General features: G+C 61.4%; 14 protein-coding genes. 5 read left to right on the forward strand and 9 right to left on the reverse strand.

Annotated elements, in window-relative coordinates; all coding sequences use genetic code 11:
* Window positions 1–91 precede the first annotated feature (91 nt).
* Window positions 92–586, forward strand: coding sequence for a glycine zipper 2TM domain-containing protein (locus VJ651_RS21340; protein ID WP_324109358.1), 495 nt, complete (start codon window positions 92–94; stop codon window positions 584–586).
* 74 nt (window positions 587–660) lie between these two features.
* On the opposite strand, the gene VJ651_RS21345 is transcribed toward VJ651_RS21340, so the two are convergent.
* On the reverse strand, window positions 661–4140 hold the full coding sequence (locus tag VJ651_RS21345) for a pyruvate carboxylase (RefSeq protein ID WP_324109359.1): 3480 nt from the start codon (window positions 4138–4140) through the stop codon (window positions 661–663).
* 350 nt (window positions 4141–4490) lie between these two features.
* Between VJ651_RS21345 and VJ651_RS21350 the strand changes: the two genes are divergently transcribed.
* The gene (locus VJ651_RS21350) at window positions 4491–6839 is read left to right on the forward strand and encodes a response regulator (RefSeq protein WP_324109360.1); all 2349 of its coding nucleotides are present in this window, start codon (window positions 4491–4493) and stop codon (window positions 6837–6839) included.
* A 6-nt stretch (window positions 6840–6845) separates the two neighbouring features.
* Here VJ651_RS21350 and VJ651_RS21355 read toward each other — a convergent pair whose 3' ends face one another.
* Genes VJ651_RS21355 through VJ651_RS21365 form a run of 3 tightly spaced genes read right to left on the reverse strand, consistent with a single transcriptional unit; the run spans window position 6846 to window position 8065 of the window.
* Window positions 6846–7295, reverse strand: a complete 450-nt coding sequence (locus VJ651_RS21355) for a DUF6691 family protein (RefSeq protein ID WP_324109361.1) — start codon at window positions 7293–7295, stop codon at window positions 6846–6848.
* Between the two features lie 4 nt (window positions 7296–7299).
* Window positions 7300–7734: a YeeE/YedE family protein gene (locus tag VJ651_RS21360; protein ID WP_324109362.1), complete on the reverse strand. Its 435-nt coding sequence runs from the start codon at window positions 7732–7734 to the stop codon at window positions 7300–7302.
* A 10-nt stretch (window positions 7735–7744) separates the two neighbouring features.
* Complete coding sequence (locus tag VJ651_RS21365; protein ID WP_324109363.1) at window positions 7745–8065, reverse strand: metalloregulator ArsR/SmtB family transcription factor; 321 nt, start codon at window positions 8063–8065, stop codon at window positions 7745–7747.
* Between the two features lie 77 nt (window positions 8066–8142).
* Between VJ651_RS21365 and VJ651_RS21370 the strand changes: the two genes are divergently transcribed.
* Window positions 8143–9003 carry an MBL fold metallo-hydrolase gene (locus tag VJ651_RS21370; RefSeq protein WP_324109364.1) on the forward strand — a complete coding sequence of 287 codons (861 nt, stop codon included), beginning with the start codon at window positions 8143–8145 and terminating at the stop codon, window positions 9001–9003.
* A gap of 73 nt (window positions 9004–9076) precedes the next feature.
* Here the strand turns inward: VJ651_RS21370 and VJ651_RS21375 are convergent, their stop codons facing one another.
* Window positions 9077–9226 (reverse strand): hypothetical protein, encoded by a 150-nt coding sequence (locus VJ651_RS21375; RefSeq protein ID WP_324109395.1) that lies wholly within the window; start codon window positions 9224–9226, stop codon window positions 9077–9079.
* Between VJ651_RS21375 and VJ651_RS21380 the strand changes: the two genes are divergently transcribed.
* Complete coding sequence (locus tag VJ651_RS21380) at window positions 9196–9837, forward strand: cation transporter (RefSeq protein ID WP_324109365.1); 642 nt, start codon at window positions 9196–9198, stop codon at window positions 9835–9837. The two genes, VJ651_RS21375 and VJ651_RS21380, sit on opposite strands and share 31 nt — an antisense overlap.
* Window positions 9838–9877: 40 nt before the next feature.
* Here the strand turns inward: VJ651_RS21380 and VJ651_RS21385 are convergent, their stop codons facing one another.
* Complete coding sequence (locus VJ651_RS21385; protein WP_324109366.1) at window positions 9878–10339, reverse strand: DUF2244 domain-containing protein; 462 nt, start codon at window positions 10337–10339, stop codon at window positions 9878–9880.
* A 28-nt stretch (window positions 10340–10367) separates the two neighbouring features.
* Complete coding sequence (ctaD, locus tag VJ651_RS21390; protein WP_324109367.1) at window positions 10368–11957, reverse strand: cytochrome c oxidase subunit I; 1590 nt, start codon at window positions 11955–11957, stop codon at window positions 10368–10370.
* A 413-nt stretch (window positions 11958–12370) separates the two neighbouring features.
* On the opposite strand from ctaD, the gene VJ651_RS21395 reads away from it, so the two are divergent.
* Window positions 12371–14053 (forward strand): AMP-binding protein, encoded by a 1683-nt coding sequence (locus VJ651_RS21395; RefSeq protein ID WP_324109368.1) that lies wholly within the window; start codon window positions 12371–12373, stop codon window positions 14051–14053.
* A 34-nt stretch (window positions 14054–14087) separates the two neighbouring features.
* On the opposite strand, the gene VJ651_RS21400 is transcribed toward VJ651_RS21395, so the two are convergent.
* Complete coding sequence (locus tag VJ651_RS21400; protein ID WP_324109369.1) at window positions 14088–16088, reverse strand: biotin carboxylase N-terminal domain-containing protein; 2001 nt, start codon at window positions 16086–16088, stop codon at window positions 14088–14090.
* A gap of 38 nt (window positions 16089–16126) precedes the next feature.
* Complete coding sequence (locus VJ651_RS21405) at window positions 16127–17296, reverse strand: acyl-CoA dehydrogenase family protein (protein WP_324109370.1); 1170 nt, start codon at window positions 17294–17296, stop codon at window positions 16127–16129.
* Window position 17297 lies beyond the last annotated feature (1 nt).

Here is a 17297-nt window from a genome sequence, read left to right on the forward strand (position 1 = left end):
CACGAAACAACTTGTTTCAACCCTTACCGATAGACACTGGCATTGCCTCTCCGTTTCGCTTTTAATGAAATCGTTATCAGCGAGAACTGCCATGAAAACCTGCCGCACACCTGCTTCCGCCATCCTCATCGCCGCCGCGATTCTTGCCGGCTGCGCCAGCCCCGGCTATTACCCGCCTGCCACGTCGCAGTCCTATCCGGTGCCGGTGCAAAGCTATCCCGGCCCGTCGCAATCGTATTACCAATCCTACGGCATGATCGACTCCATCCAGCTCGTCCAGGGCGGCGCCACCGGTAATGTCGGCAATGTCGGTGTGGGGGCGGTCGTCGGCGGCGTGGTGGGTGGCTTGCTCGGCAATCAGGTTGGTGGAGGGCGCGGGAGGAAGGCCGCGACCGTTGCCGGCGTCGTCGGCGGTGCCATGATCGGCAACGAGATCGAGCGCAATTCGCAGGGGCGTGAGGCGTATCAGATCGGCGTACGTCTGGACAACGGCACGCATCAGACCATCACGCAGGAGAGCGCGGCGGATTTGCAGATCGGCACGCGCGTGCGGGTGGAAAACAATCGCGTGTATCGCTATTACTGATCAGCCACGATTGTCTTGCCGATAAAAAAGCCTGCATCGCTGCAGGCTTTTTTTCATGGCATGACCGTGCTTGCTCAATCGGTGAGTTCGATCAGCAAGTCCTTGGCCGCTACCACTGCGCCCGGCTTCACATGCGTGTGCTTGACCACCGCATCGCGTTCGGCACGGATCATGGTTTCCATCTTCATGGCCTCGATCGATACCAGCGGATCGCCCTTGGCGACCTTCTGGCCGGCCTTGACTGCGACCGTCACCACCATGCCCGGCATCGGCGCGCCGACGTGGTTCGCGTTGCCATCCTCCGCGCGCGGATGCGTGACCAGCTTCATTGCGCCGGCACGGTCGATCCGCACCAGGCGCGGCTGGCCGTTGAGCTCGAAGAACAGCTTGCTCTGCCCTTCCTCCTCCAGTTCGGTACGGCCCTGCAGGCGGATCACCAGTCGCTTGCCCTGGTCGATGTCGACCGAAATCTCCTGGCCGTCCTTCAGGCCGTAGAAGAATACCGGCGTGGGCAGCACGCTCACGTCACCGTAGTCGCGGCGATGCGCGGCATAATCGCGGAACACCTTCGGATACATGAGATACGACGCCAGTTCCTGCTCGCTGATGCTGCGGCCGACGGCCTTTTCCGCGTCCGCCTTCGCCTGTACGAGATCGACTTCCGGCAGGTTCTTGCCGGGACGTCCTTCCATCGGCTTGGCGCCCTTAAGTACTTTCTTTTCCAGCTCCTTCGGGAAGCCATCCGGCGGGAAACCGAGCTCGCCCTTGAACAGGGAAATCACCGATTCCGGAAAGGCGATTTCCTTGTCCGGATGCTTCACCTCGTTGGGAGTGAGATCGTTGGCGACCATGAACAGGGCCATGTCGCCCACCACCTTGGAAGTTGGCGTGACCTTCACGATGTCGCCGAACAGCTGGTTGACGTCGGCATACGCCTGCGCCACTTCGGTCCAGCGGTGCTCGATGCCCATCGCGCGCGCCTGCTCGCGCAGGTTGGTGTATTGCCCGCCCGGCATTTCATGGCGGTACACGTCGGAAGTGCCGGAGCGCATGTCGGCTTCGAAGGGCGCGTACTGCCGCCGCACGCCTTCCCAGTATTGCGAGATGGCAAACAGGGCTTGTTTATCGAGTAGCGGATCCCGCTCGGTGTTGGACAGCGCGGCCGCGATCGAGCCGAGGTTCGGCTGCGAGGTCAGGCCGCTCATCGCATCCATCGCACCATCCACTGCGTCGCAGCCGGCTTCCACCGCCGCCAGTACCGATGCGGCGGCGATGCCGGAAGTGTCGTGCGTATGGAAATGGATCGGCAGGCCGACTTCGTCCTTCAATGCCTTGATCAGCGCCTTGGCCGCGTTCGGTTTGCACACGCCGGCCATGTCCTTGATGGCAAGGATGTTCACACCGGCTTTTTCCAGCTCCTTCGCCATCTTGACGTAATACTGCAGGCTGTACTTCGGGCGGGACGGATCGAACGGGTCGCCGGTGTAGCAGATCGCGCCTTCGCACAGCGCGCCGGTATCGCGCACCGCGTCGATGGCCACACGCATGTTCTCCACCCAGTTCAGCGAATCGAACACGCGGAACAGGTCGACGCCGCCGGCGGCCGCCTGCTGCACGAAGTGTTTCACCACGTTGTCGGCATAGTTGGTGTAGCCGACCGCGTTGGAAGCGCGCAGCAGCATCTGGAACAGGACGTTGGGCACCGCTTCGCGCAACCTGGCCAGGCGTTCCCACGGGTCCTCCTTCAGGAAACGCATCGAGACGTCGAAGGTGGCGCCGCCCCAGCATTCCATCGAGAACAGGTTCGGCAGCAGGCGCGCATAGTAGGGCGCGATGGCCAGCATGTCGGCGCTGCGCATGCGGGTGGCGAACAGCGACTGGTGCGCGTCGCGCATTGTCGTGTCGGTGATCAGCACCTGCGGCTGGTCTTTCATCCATTGCGAGAATTTCTCGGCGCCGAGTTCCCTGAACTTGTCGCGCGAACCCGGAATGATCTGGCCCGACTTGCCGGTGGCCGGTAGCAGCGGCGCCGGCAGGATGCCGTCGATGCCCTTTCTGCCCTTCATTTCCGGATTGCCGTTGACCACCACATCGCCGATGAAGCGCAGCAGGCGCGTGGCGCGGTCGCGCCGCTTGGCGAACTGGAACAGCTCCGGCGTGGTATCGATGAAGCGGGTGATGCATTCGCCCGACTTGAACATCGGGTGGTTGATCACGTTTTCGAGGAAGGGCAGGTTGGTCGACACGCCGCGGATGCGGAATTCGCGCAATGCGCGGTCCATGCGGGCGATGGCCTCATCCGAGGTCGGCGCCCAGGCGGTGACTTTCACCAGCAGGGAATCGTAGTAGGGCGTGATGACCGCGCCGGAATAGGCGGTGCCGCCGTCGAGACGCACGCCGAAGCCGGCCGCGCTGCGGTAGGCGACCAGGCGGCCGTAGTCGGGGGTGAAGTTGTTCTCCGGGTCCTCGGTGGTGACGCGGCATTGCAGCGCATGGCCATTGAGGCGGATGTCCGCTTGCACCGGAATGCCGGCGTCATGCTCGTCCTTGTCGCCGATCTTCGCGCCTTCCGAGACGCGGATCTGGGCCTTCACGATGTCGATGCCGGTTACCTGTTCGGTCACGGTGTGCTCGACCTGGATGCGCGGATTGACTTCGATGAAGTAGAACTTGCCGGTGTCGGCATCCATCAGGAATTCGACCGTGCCGGCGTGCGTGTAATTGACGGCATTGCCCAGGCGCAGGGCGGCGTCGCACAATTCGGCGCGGGTCGCCTCGTCGAGGTAGGGCGCCGGCGCGCGCTCGACCACTTTCTGGTTGCGGCGCTGCACCGAGCAGTCGCGCTCGAACAGGTGCACCAGGTTGCCGTGGGTGTCGCCCAGCAGTTGTACTTCGACATGGCGCGCGCGGCGCACCAGCTTTTCCAGGTACATCTCATCATTGCCGAAAGCGGCTGCGGCTTCGCGCCGTGCAACTTCGAGCTGGCCGGGCAGTTCAGCCTCGGATTCGATCACGCGCATGCCGCGACCGCCGCCGCCCCAGCTGGCCTTGAGCATCAGCGGATAGCCGATCTCGGCGGCGAGTTTCTTTGCCTTTTCGATGTCGTGCGGCAGGGCCGAGGTGGCCGGCATGACGGGCACGCCGGCGGCAATCGCGGCGTTACGGGCGGCGACCTTGTTGCCCAGCGTACGCATGACTTCCGGTTGCGGGCCGATGAACATAATGCCGTTCGCGGCGCAGGCTTCGGCAAAATCCGGGTTCTCGGACAGGAAGCCATAGCCGGGATGGATCGCATCGACGCCCGCTTCCTTGGCAATGCGGATGATGTCGTCGATGTCCAGGTAGGCGGCGATCGGCTTCTTGCCTTCGCCGACGAGATAGCTTTCGTCGGCCTTGAAGCGGTGCAGCGCGAAGCGGTCTTCGGCAGCGTAGATCGCGACGGTACGCATGCCCAGTTCGGCGGCGGCGCGCATGACGCGGATGGCAATTTCAGAACGGTTGGCGACCAGGATCTTGTGGATCGGCCGCGCTTGGTGATGAACGTTTGATGTCATGGTGGAGTAGTACAGGATGGGTAATTTGCGCTTCGCGCAAGGATAAATTAAATCGCTTGAAAAAAGGTGAAACTTTTTCATTCTTCCGTGATCGTGTCGCGTGCAGGAAACGGGGACGGATATAGCACGGTCGTGCGCATAATCCGATGCAAGGAACCATTCTCATTTGGCTTGCCTCCAATTGAACAATTGATCAGCGACACGCGGCGGACCGGCGCCGGAATGCGCGTTGCGGTCCGCTTGATGCGCCGACGTTTCATCGAACCAGCATGCGCGTTCGATGACATGAATGGATCGTGTCGATTGGAAAGAGCTGCCGCAATGAAATAGCGCCTGCCTGCCGTCAGACCATGAACGACAACCTGACGTCCGCCCAACTCAACGGCATCCTCAGCATTGCCGACGACGCGATCATTTGCGTGGACAGCGCGCAGAGAATCATCTTGTTCAATCAGGGTGCGGAGCGCACCTTCGGCTGGAGCGCCGAGGAAGTCAAAGGCAAGCCGCTTAATCTGCTGCTGCCATTGCGATATCACGCTGAACACAGCAAGCATATCGACCGCTTCGACAAGTCTGGCCTGACGGCGCGCAAGATGGCGGAACGGCAGGTCATTTATGCGGCGCGCAAGGACGGTACCGAATTTCCGGCGGAAGCATCGATTTCAAAACTGGAGGCCGACAGCGGCACGATTCATACCGTGATTCTGCGCGACATCTCCAAGCGCAAGGCGTATGAACGCGAGCTGGAAACGGCCAAGGAAAGAGCGGAGGCCGCGATGCAGGCCAAGAGCATGTTCCTCGCCAACATGAGCCACGAGATCCGCACGCCGCTCAACGCCGTCATCGGGATGACCAGCCTGTTGCTCAACACGCACATCAACGATGAGCAGCGCGACTACACCGAAACGATCCGCGCCAGCAGCGAGGTGCTGCTCACCATCATCAACGACATTCTCGATTATTCCAAGATCGAAATCGGACGCCTGGAAATCGAGCGGCAGCCCTTCGACCTGCGGCGCTGCATCGAGGAGTCGCTGGATCTGTTGTCCTCCGAGGCGAGCGAGAAAAACATCAACCTCGCGTACTTCATTGACGACAGCGTGCCGGCAGCGCTGGTCTCCGACGTCACCCGGCTGCGCCAGATTCTCGTCAACCTGTTGTCGAACTCGATCAAGTTTACGCATCGCGGCGAAGTGGTGGTATCGGTGTCAGCGGTGCCCTTCGGCGACGCGGGTTACGAAGTGCATTTCGCGGTGAAGGACACCGGCATCGGCATTCCGCAAGAGCGGCTGGCCGAATTGTTCCAGGCCTTCACCCAGGTCGATGCCTCGACCACGCGCAAATATGGCGGCACCGGACTCGGCCTCGCCATCAGCAAGCGCCTGACGGAAATCATGGGCGGCAGGATGTGGGTGGAGAGCGAGGTCGGCAGTGGCTCGACCTTTTACTTCACCATCGTCGCCGAAGCATCCGGGTCGCAGCTGGCGCACAGCTTTCTACAGGAGCGCTCTTCCGCGCTGGCAGGCAAGCATGTGCTGATCGTCGACGACAACAGCACCAACCGGCGCATCCTGGTCAAGCAGGCACTGCTGTGGGGCATGGTGCCGTCGGCCGCCGCGTCGGCCATCGAGGCGCTGGACCTCGTGCGCCACGGGCATGCGTTTGACGTCGGCATACTCGACATGAGCATGCCGGAGATGGACGGCCTCGGCCTCGCGCTTGAGATTCGCAAATACCGCGACGAAAAAGCCTTGCCGCTGATTATGCTGACCTCGGTGGCCCACCGGCCGCGCGACGCGAAGATGAGCGAGGTGAGGTTTTCGGCGTATCTCAACAAGCCCATCAAGCCGACCGCCTTGTTCGACGCCTTGCTGCATGCGATGCGGATCGAACCCATGCAGACGTCATTGCGGCGGCCGATGGCGCCCAGCGAGAGGCTGTCCGAAACGGTGCCGCTCAAGATCCTGGTGGCGGAGGACAATACCGTCAACCAGAAAGTGGTGCAGCAATTGCTGGCGCATCTGGGCTATCGTGCGGATGTGGTCGCCAACGGCATCGAAGTGCTCGATGCGCTGGAACGGCAGAACTACGACGTGGTCCTGATGGATGTGCAGATGCCGGAAATGGACGGGCTGGAAGCGACGCGGCGCTTGCGTGCGCGCTACGGTGCGAACATGCCGCCGCGGGTGATTGCGATGACGGCCAACGCGATGCCCGGCGATCGCGAACGCTGCCTGGCCGCGGGAATGGATGCCTATGTGTCCAAGCCGATCGAACTGGACGATGTGCGCGCGGTGCTGATCGCCGTGTCGGCGCCGCCCAGGGACGAGGTCGCGCCGGAGGGGACGGAAGTCATCGATCGCCGCCGCATCAACCAGCTGATGGAGTTGCAGGATGAGGACAATCCGACGCTGGTGTCCGACATCATCGAACTGTTCGTCGCCGACTCGCCCAAGCATCTGAACAACATCGCTACCGCGCTGGCCGAAGGCAAGGCCGAGGCGCTGGAATCGGCCGCGCATCGCTTCCTTTCCAGCATTGAAAACCTCGGCGCGGACCGCATGCGCAAGCACTGCATGGAACTCGAACGGATGGGCAAGGAAGGCAGCCTCGAAGGTGCGCAGAAATTGTACGAGGCATTGCAGCGCGAATTCGACATCGCGCGCCAGCACTTGCGCGGCATCGTGTCCGCGTCCTGACCGATCTTAGCGCAGCACCGATGCGCCGGGGGCGGCACCACGCTGCCTGAATTGTTCGATGAATTCAAACAGGGCCATGCCGGCAATCATCGCAAGGACAAACAGCCATCCTTTCACGACCCCCGCACCCAGCAAGACCAGCCCCGGTCCCGGGCAGATGCCGGCCAGACCCCAGCCTATGCCGAACAGAAGATTGCCGCCGACGAGGCGCCGGTCGATATGGTCCGCGTCAGGCAGTTGCATGGGCAGATTCAGCAGGGTGAGGGTCCTGCGCCGGGCAAACGCGAATCCCACGAGGCCGATCCCGATGGCACCGGCCATCACCAGTGCAAGCGACGGATCCCAGGCGCCGGCGAGATCGAGGAAGCCGAGCACCTTCGCCGGATTGGCCATGCCCGAGACGATGAGCCCGAGTCCGAACACCAGGCCGGCAATAAAGGCGAACAGGATGTTCATGCGCTCATCCTCTCAGCAGGTGGCGCACGACATACACGGTCGCAAAGCCGGCTGCCATGAACATCATCGTTGCGAACAGCGAACGCGGCGACAGGCGCGACAGGCCGCACACGCCGTGGCCGCTGGTGCAGCCGGAGCCATACTGCGTGCCGATGCCCACCAGCAGTCCGGCCAGCATCAGCAGCGCCGGCCCGGTGTCGATGCGGATTTCCGGCAGCGGAGAAAACACCAGGTAGAGCAGCGGCGCCGCGGCCATTCCTGCAACAAAGGCAAGGCGCCACAGCATGTCGCCGCCGTTCGGACGCAGCATGCCGGCCACAATGCCGCTGACACCGGCGATCCGGCCGTTGAAGAGCGCGAACAGCGCGCTGGCCAGGCCGATAAGCAAGCCGCCCGCCAATGCCGAAAGCGGCGTGAAATGCGTCCAGTCGATCGACATTGTTTTCTCCTTATTCCTGCGGACAGTACAAATCGTAGAGGATGCCGAGCAGGGTCAGCACCTTGGGATCGACCACCGAGTAGTAGATCCGCTTGCCGTCGCGCCGGGTGTTGACCAGGTTTTCGGTGCGCAGCACGCCCAGTTGCTGCGACAGGGTCGGCTGGCGGATGTCGAGCAGTTCCTCCAGCTCGCCGACCGATTTCTCGCCCTGGCTCAACTGGCACAACAAGAGCAAGCGATCTTCATTGGCCAAAGTGCGCAGCAGTGCCGTTGCTTCCGCGGCCGCCGCATGCATGGAAGCGATGTCGATCAGCGTCGGATGGTCTTTCATGGCGTCTCCAGAATCTTCTTGACCTTGTCGGGCAGGGCGATAATATATCATTGAATATAATGTTTTCGGAGCAGCAGATGGAGCCGCGCATTGAGGCGTTTTTCGATAGCGTCACCGGGACCGTGAGCTATGTGGTGTATGACCGCCCGGGCGGACGTGCGGCGATCATCGATCCGGTGCTCGATTACGATCCCAAGTCCGGCCGCACTCGCACCAGCCGGGCCGACCGCCTGATGCAGTTTGTCTACGCGCATTCGCTGACCCTCGACTGGATACTCGAAACCCACGCCCACGCCGACCATTTGTCCGCGGCGCAATACCTGAAGCGCCACATGGATGGAAAGGTTGCCATCGGTGAGCGCATCTGCCAGGTGCAGGCCGTGTTCAAGCGCCTGTTCAACCTTGACGACGAATTCCGCGAGGACGGTTCGCAGTTCGATCATCTGTTTGCCGACAATGAAAGCTTTCAGGTCGGAGCACTGACCGGGCAGGCCCTGTTCGTGCCCGGCCATACCCCCGCCGACATGGCTTACCGCTTCGGCAATGCCGTGTTCGTCGGCGATACCCTGTTCATGCCGGATGTCGGCACCGCGCGCTGCGACTTCCCGGGCGGCGATGCGCGCACCCTCTATCGCTCGATTCGCAAGCTGCTGTCGCTGCCGGCCGACACGCGGCTCTTCATGTGCCACGACTATCCGCCCGGTGCCCGTCCGCCTGCATGGGAAACCTCGGTGGGCGAGCAGCGTGCGCGCAATATCCATATCCGCGACGGCATCAGCGAAGAGCAATTCGTGGACATGCGTCAGAAGAGGGATGCCGGCCTCGACATGCCCAATCTGATCCTGCCCGCGATCCAGGTGAACATTCGCGCCGGCAATGTCCCGCCCCCGGAAGGCAACGGAGTGAGCTACCTGAAGATCCCGCTCAATGCGCTCTGAGCGGCGGGCCACCTCCTCGCCCGAAAATCATCATCGACTGGCATTGGACTTCGCCTGAAGCGCTGGCGTTCCATCAACAAGGCGTCATGGAAAGTTTGCCTTGTTGTTTTACTTTCCGGCATTTTTCAAACATTGCTTGACCTTGTACCCGCAGCATGGTGTGTAATGTCGGGAAAGGAAAAGGAGTCATCGATGTCGGATTGTTGTTCTGGAACATGTTCATCCCAACCTCCTGTCGACCCATGCTATCGGCGCGTGCTCTGGATCGCCTTGTTCGTCAATGCCGCGATGTTCGGCGTCGAGCTGGTGAGCGGCTGGTCGGCCGGGTCGGTATCGCTGCTCGCGGATGCGGTGGATTTCTTCGGCGATGCCGCGAATTACGGCCTCTCGCTGTTTGTCTTGGCCATGCTGCCGGTCTGGCGCTCGCGCGCCGCCCTGGCGAAGGGCCTGACCATGGGTGCGTACGGCCTCTTCGTGCTCGGCGCTTCGCTGTGGAATGCGGCGTCCGGCGTGCTCCCTGAACATATGACCATGGGCAAGATCGGGGCGCTGGCCTTGCTCGCGAATCTGCTCGTCGCGGTGCTCTTGTTCGCCTATCGCAATGGCGATTCCAACATGCGTTCCGTATGGCTGTGCACGCGCAACGATGCCATCGGCAATGTCGCCGTCCTGCTGGCGGCGCTGGGTGTTTTCGGCACGGGCACCGGATGGCCGGATATCGTCGTCGCCACCGTCATGGGTACGCTGGGGCTGAGCGCCGCGCGTTCTGTCATTCGGCAGGCGCGTGCAGAGATGCAGGCATACCGGCCCTTCGCGACGCATCCATCGTCATAGTCGTATCACGGCGAATGTCGTCGCAGTCTGGTGGCAAACATCATGCGCTTCCGTGCAGCGATGGACTCCTCTGCAATTCTTGCCGAAGTTCCAGGGCGATCTGCCGTCGACATTCCTTTGTGACAAAACGTCCGACTTCGATTTTTATTCCCTTTGCTTCAAGATGGATCAGATCCTGCGCCTGGTCGGGCGGCGAAACACGAGTCCAATGCGGGTCCAGCCGGAATTGCTTGATCTGTCCGGCCAGGATTCGTTCGACCAGCAGGCAGTCGTCAGCCACGACGATGTGCTCCTGATCGGTTGCATGACGCGCATACTGACAGAACGCCAAGGCCACGGCGACGATTTCCAGCATGGTAAAGGCAAGAACAATCCAGGTACCCTGCCACAGGAAAAATGCCGCGATGAAAAGCGATGCGAGGCAGGGCAGGGCGAAGGCGATGCCAAGCTGGCATGGCGACAGCGAGCAATTGCGCCTCAACTGCCATTCATGCCTGTTCATGAATCGCTCCTCACTGCGGCGCGTCAGGCTACTTCACGATGGGAGCCACTTCAAAGGTGTGAAACGGCGCCGGGCTCGGGACTGTCCACTCCAATCCCTGCGCTTCTTCCCATGGTGCCGCTTCTGCCTTCTTGCCGCCGCGGATTGCCGGAATGACGACAAAGAAAATGAAGTAGACCTGCGTCAGGCCGAAAAGAAAGGCGCCGATCGATGTCAACATGTTGAAGTCGGTGAACTGCGCCGGATAGTCGGCGTAGCGGCGCGGCATGCCGGCCAGTCCCAGGAAGTGCATCGGAAAAAAGCTCACGTTGACCCAGATCAGCGAGTTCCAGAAATGAAATTTCCCGCGCCATTCGTTGTACATGTGACCGGTCCACTTGGGTGACCAGTAGTAGAAGGCGGCGAACAGCGCGAACAGGGAGCCAGCCACCAGCACGTAGTGGAAGTGTCCCACGACGTAATAAGTGTCCTGCATCTGGATATCGATCGGTGCCACCGCCAGGATCAGACCGGAAAAGCCACCGATCGTGAACACGAAAATGAACCCGACCGCGAACAGCATCGGCGTCTCGAAGCTGAGCGCACCTTTCCACATGGTCGCCACCCAGTTGAAGACCTTCACGCCGGTCGGCACGGAAATCAGCATGGTTGCATACATGAAGAACAACTGGCCGGTCACCGGCATGCCAGTGGTAAACATGTGGTGTGCCCAGACGATGAACGACAGGATCGCGATCGACGCGATAGCGTAGACCATCGAGGCATAGCCGAACAGCTGTTTGCGCGCAAAAGTGGGAATGATGTGGGAGATGATGCCGAACGCCGGCAGGATCATGACGTAGACCTCGGGATGGCCGAAGAACCAGAAAATATGCTGGTACATCACCGGATCGCCGCCGCCTGCCGCGTCGAAGAAAGTGGTGCCGAAGTGGCGGTCGGTCAGCATCATCGTCACCGCGCCGGCCAGCACCGGCATGATGCCGATCAGCAGGTAGGCGGTGATCAGCCAGCCCCAGCAGAACATCGGCAATTTCATCATGGTCATGCCGGGTGCGCGCATGTTGAGAATGGTGGTGATGATGTTGATCGCGCCCATGATGGACGAAGCACCCATGATGTGCACCGCGAAGATCGTCATGTCCATGCTGACGCCCATCTGTATCGAGAGCGGCGGGTACATGGTCCAGCCGGCCGCGGCAGCGCCTCCGGCCACCAGGAATGAGGTCGCCAGCAGAACGGCGGCAGGCGGCAGCAGCCAGAACGAGAAGTTGTTCATGCGTGCGAACGCCATGTCGGATGCGCCGATCTGCAGCGGAATCATCCAGTTCGCCAGGCCGACGAAGGCCGGCATGATGGCACCGAAAATCATGATCAGGCCATGCATGGTCACCAGCTGATTGTAGACCTCGGGCTGAAAAAACTGCAGGCCGGGCTGGAACAGTTCGGCACGGATCAGCATTGCAAGAATGCCGCCGAACAGGAACATGACGATGGAGAACCAAAGGTACATCGTACCGATATCCTTGTGGTTTGTTGCATATAGCCACCTGCGCCAGCCGTGCGGGTGCGCATGTTCTGGGTGATCATGCGGATGATCGGCGGTGGTCGTGATCGCCATGGGAGAGCTCCTGAAAGAATTGCCCGCGATTGCGTTGCTGAACATGTCTTCCGTCAACGCCGCGGCGGCCTGTTACGTCGCCGTGGGCGGCAAGATAAATGGCAGGGAAGAACCGTGTCGTCTCTGCAGGACAATGTATTGAAATATATCGCCGTGCATGCAAATTGCCGGGCCAGTGCGTCCGGCTCTGATCCCGATCAATGCACGCGCGCATTTCGCTTCCGTAATGAAAGACGGGTACGTCGCCCGCCGCAATCCTTTGCGCCGGGCCGAAGGGGCGAAGGGACGACATTCAGCAATTAGATCGGAATCAACAATCTGCCGTATTACGGGGTCGAACAAAGTCAATCGCTTGCTTTAATTTGATGCCGGCGTAGCATGTGTCTAAAAACACAACTCGGAAAGAGAATGATATGGAGACGATCAAACCCTGGCTGCAGGATTACCCGCCCGACGTTCCGGCAAGCATCGATGCCGGCAGCTTTCAATCGATTAACCAGATGTTTGATGAGGCATGCCATCAATACGCGGATCTGCCTGCATTCACTTGCATGGGAAAATCGATCAGCTATGGCGAGCTTGACCGCCTGTCCTCCGCCTTCGCGGCATTTTTACTTTCCTTGCCAGGCATGGCGCCGGGCGAGCGGGTCGCGATCATGCTGCCCAACCTGCTGCAGTATCCAATCGTCATGTTCGGTGCCTTGCGCGCCGGACTGGTCGTTGTCAACGTCAACCCGCTGTACACCGAGCGCGAGCTTCAACATCAACTGCAGGATGCCGGTGCGCGCGCCATTGTCGTGCTGGAGAATTTCGCCTCCAAGGTCGAGAGGGTGCTGCCAGCAACGGCCGTCAGGCACGTGCTTGTGACGCGGGTCGGCGATATGCTCGATCCGCCCAAACGCATGATCGTCAACATGGCTGTGCGCCACATCAAAAAAATGGTTCCCCGCTGGCACATCCCCGGCGCCATTCGCTTGCTGCAGGCGCTTTCGGCGGGCAGCAAGCTTGCCGCGCAAGCCCGCCCGGGGCGCATGGCGCACGGCAATGACATCGCCTTTCTGCAATACACGGGCGGTACCACCGGCGTTTCGAAAGGCGTCGTCCTGACCCATTCCAACGTCATTGCAAATGTCCTGCAATGCAGCGCGTGGATAGGCAATACCTTACGCCAGCGCGAGGAAATCGTGCTCACGCCGCTGCCGCTGTATCACGCGTTTTCACTGGTGGCGAATTGCCTGACCTTCATGAACTTCGGCGGGCACAGCATCCTGATCACCAATCCGAAGGATCTGCCAGCCTTCGTCAAAACCATGCGCGCCTACCCATGGACCGTCATGACCGGCGTGAACACGCTGTACAACGCGCTCGCCAACCAGCCCGGCTTCGGACCGGACTGCGCCCGCGCGGCCAAGCTGTCGATCGGGGCCGGCGCCGCCATGCTGCGTCCGGTGATGGAACGCTGGATGGCGGCGACCAAGGCTGCCATGATCGAAGGCTACGGCTTGAGCGAAGCCACTGCCGGCGTCTGCATCAACCCCTTGCATCGGCCGCGCTGCGGCAGCGTCGGCATACCGCTGCCATCCACCGAAGTGCAGATCCGCCGCGACGACGGCAGCCTGTGCGCCTGCGGCGAACCGGGCGAGATCCTGGTGCGCGGACCGCAGGTGATGCAAGGCTATTGGCAGCGCCCGGCGGAAACGGCGGAAGTCTTGTCCGCCGACGGCTGGCTGAAGACGGGCGACATCGGCACGATGGACGAGCATGGCTGGGTCACGATCACCGATCGCAAGAAAGACATGATCATCGTCTCCGGCTTCAATGTCTACCCGACCGAGATCGAAGCCGTCATCGCCGCGCATCCCGGCGTGCTGGAGGCCGCGGCGATCGGTGTGGCCGACGCGCATTCGGGCGAAGCGGTAAAACTCTTCGTGGTACGCAAGGATCCCGCGCTGACCGCCGAGGAAATTCTCGCGCACTGCGACGTCAATCTCACGCGCTACAAGATTCCACGTCACATTGAGTTCCGCGACGAGCTTCCCAAGACGCCGGTCGGCAAAATTCTGCGCCGGGAGTTGCGCGACGCTTCGCTGTCCTGACCTGTTCGCGGCGCGCATGGTGCGGACGCGCCGCTCATTGTGCGGCGGAAAGCTCCACCAATACCTGGCCCGGCGCGACCTGGTCGCCGATCTGCACGTGCAGGCTCACGACTTCGCCGTCCAGCGGAGAAAGGATGCAGTGCTCCATCTTCATCGCCTCGATCACCAGCAAGGCCTGTCCCGCCGCCGTGCCTTCGCCGAGCTGCACATGCACGGCGACCACCTGTCCGTTCATCGGTGCCGTGATGCGTCCGCTTGTGCTACCCGCCGCATCACGCACCGGTGGCGCGTAGGTGGTATCCCTGACGGTGTGCGCGATACCGTCGAAGACAAAGTAAAGTGCCGCGTCCGTGCTTGCGTATGAGACGCGGCAAGCGCGGCCATCGATCTGCAACGTCGCATCGTTCTCGTTCGACGCAGTGAGAACCACCTCGGCATCTTCGCCGTCTGCATGCATCTGCCAGCGGCCGCCCTGCATGGTCGTCATGAGTACTTCAAGCGCCTCGCCGTCGAGCAGGAAGCGGCAATGCTGCGGATAGACGCAGCTGCTTGACCAGCCGTGCAGCTCGGCCGGGTAGCATGGCTGGTCAAGCAGCTGCGTCTTCTGCTGCAGCGCGAGCAAGGCGGCAGCCATGTGCCTTACGACCGGTTCGCAAGCTGAGGGCGCACGGGCAGAGGATGGGAAAAAAGTCTCGATGAATGCCGTCGTGGCATGCCCGTCGACGAACGCCGCATGACGCATGCAGCGCGACAGGAAATGCCGGTTGGTCTTTACCCCGAGCAGGATGCACTCATCCAATCCATAGCCCAGCCTGCGCCGCGCATCGGCGCGATCGCTGCCATGCGCAATCAGCTTGGCGACCATCGAATCGTAATAGGGCGATATCGTCAGTCCGCTTTCCAATGCATGATCGCAGCGCAGGTCGGACGGCGCTTTCCAGTAGGCGATTGCGCCGCTCTGCGGAAGGAAATTTTCGCCAGGGTCTTCGGCGCAAAGACGTACTTCGATGGCGTGCCCGCCGGCTGCAAGACGTGCGTCGATCTCTTCCTGGCGCAAGGGCAGGGCGCCGCCTTGCGCGACCAGCAGTTGCCATTCGACGAGATCGACTCCGACGACTGCTTCGGTCACCGCATGCTCGACCTGCAAACGGGTATTCATTTCCATGAAATAGAAGTTGCCATCGCGGTCGAGCAGGAATTCCAGCGTACCAGCCCCCACATAGTCGATCGCTTTCGCGGCGGCCACCGACACCGCGCCCATCTGTGCGCGCAAAGCCGGTGTGACGACGGGCGAGGGCGATTCCTCGATCAGTTTTTGATGGCGGCGCTGCACGGAACAATCGCGCTCACCCAGGTGAACGACATTGCCATGCTGATCGGCGAAGACCTGGATCTCGATATGGCGCGGCTCGACGATCGCCTTTTCAAGGATCAGCTCGCCGCTGCCGAACGCGTTCTCCGCTTCCGAACGCGCGGAATGCAAGGCTGCAACGAAATCCGCATCCTCATCGACGCGCCGCATGCCGCGACCGCCGCCACCCGACGCCGCCTTGATCATCACGGGATAGCCGATCAGCCTGGCTTCTTCCAGCATGCGCGCGTCGGACTGGTCCGCACCCAGATAGCCGGGCACGCACGGTACGCCGGCCTCTTTCATCAGGCGCTTGGCGCCCGCCTTGTTGCCCATGGACAGAATCGACCATGCGGTAGGACCGATGAAGCACAATCCGGCTTCCATGCAGGCGTTGGCGAATTCCGGATTCTCCGCGAGAAAGCCATAACCCGGATGCACTGCCTGCGCGCCCGAGCGCCTTGCCGCGTCGACGATCGCCGCAATGTTCAAGTAGGAGACCGATGGTTGCGAAGCGCCGAGATGCACCGCGAGGTCCGCCGCGCGGGCGTGCGGGGCATTGCGATCCGCATCCGAATAGACCGCCACGGTACGATAACCAAGGCGGCGCGCGCTGCGGATGACGCGCAAGGCGATCTCGCCACGATTGGCAATCAGGATGGTGTTGAATCGATGGGCTGTCATGAGTGGCTCGCTTTGATCTGATGGGCGTTGCTGATGTGTCAAGCGCCGCCGGCCTTTCTCTTTCCCGGCAGGATGCCCATGTACTTGCAGATGATGCCGAGCATGACTTCATCCGCACCGCCGCCGATCGAGGTCAGGCGGCCATCGCGGAAAAAGCGCGACACCGGGTTGTCCCAGGTATAGCCCATGCCGCCCCAGAACTGCAGGCAGGTGTCGGGCACGACACGCGCCAGCCGGCCCGCCTTCAACTTGGCCATCGACGCGAGCTCGGTCACGTCCTGGCCTGCGATATACATTTCGCAGGCACGGTGCACCAGCGCGCGCAGGCATTCCACCTCGGTCTTGAGTTCCGCCAGCTTGAAGTGCACCCACTGGTTCTCGATCAGCTGCATGTCGAACACGCGGCGCTCGCGTGCATACTCGATCGTCAGGTCGATGCAATTCATCATGCCCTGCATCGAGTTGGCTGCACCCCACATGCGCTCTTCCTGGAACTGCAGCATCTGGTAGATGAAGCCCTGGCCTTCCTCGCCGATGCGATTGCGTTGCGGCACACGCACATCATCGAAATGGATCAGGCCGGTATCCGAGGAATTCATGCCGATCTTGCGGATCTTCTTGCCAATGGTGATGCCCTTGGCTTTCATCGGAACCACGATCAGCGACTTGTTCGTGTAGCGCGAGCCCTCCGAGGTATTGGCCAGCAGGCAGATCCAGTCCGCTTGCAGACTGTTGGTGATCCACATCTTGCTGCCGTTGATGATGTAGTCGTCGCCATCCTTGCGCGCGGTCGTCTTGATCGCGGCCACGTCGGAGCCGGCACCCGGTTCGGACACGCCGACGCAGGCAACCGCATGGCCGCTGATCGCCGGCGCCAGGAATTCGCGGCGCAAGGCATCGGAACCGAAGCGCGCCAGCGCGGGCGTCGCCATGTCGGTCTGCACGCCGATTGCCATCGGCACGCCGCCGCACTTGATATGACCGAGCGCCTCGGCCATCGCCACCGAATAGGAATAGTCGAGGCCGAGCCCGCCATATTCGACCGGCTTGGACACGCCGAGAAAACCCTGTTCCCCCATCTTCCTGAACAACTCCCCGGCGGGGAAGATTTCCGCCTCTTCCCATTCGTCCACGAAGGGATTGATCTCGTTGTCGATGAAACGCTTTACGTTTCGCTTCAGTTCATTGTGTTCATGGGTGAATTGCATC

The organism is Noviherbaspirillum sp., from assembly GCF_035254865.1.
GTDB lineage: Bacteria > Pseudomonadota > Gammaproteobacteria > Burkholderiales > Burkholderiaceae_D > Noviherbaspirillum.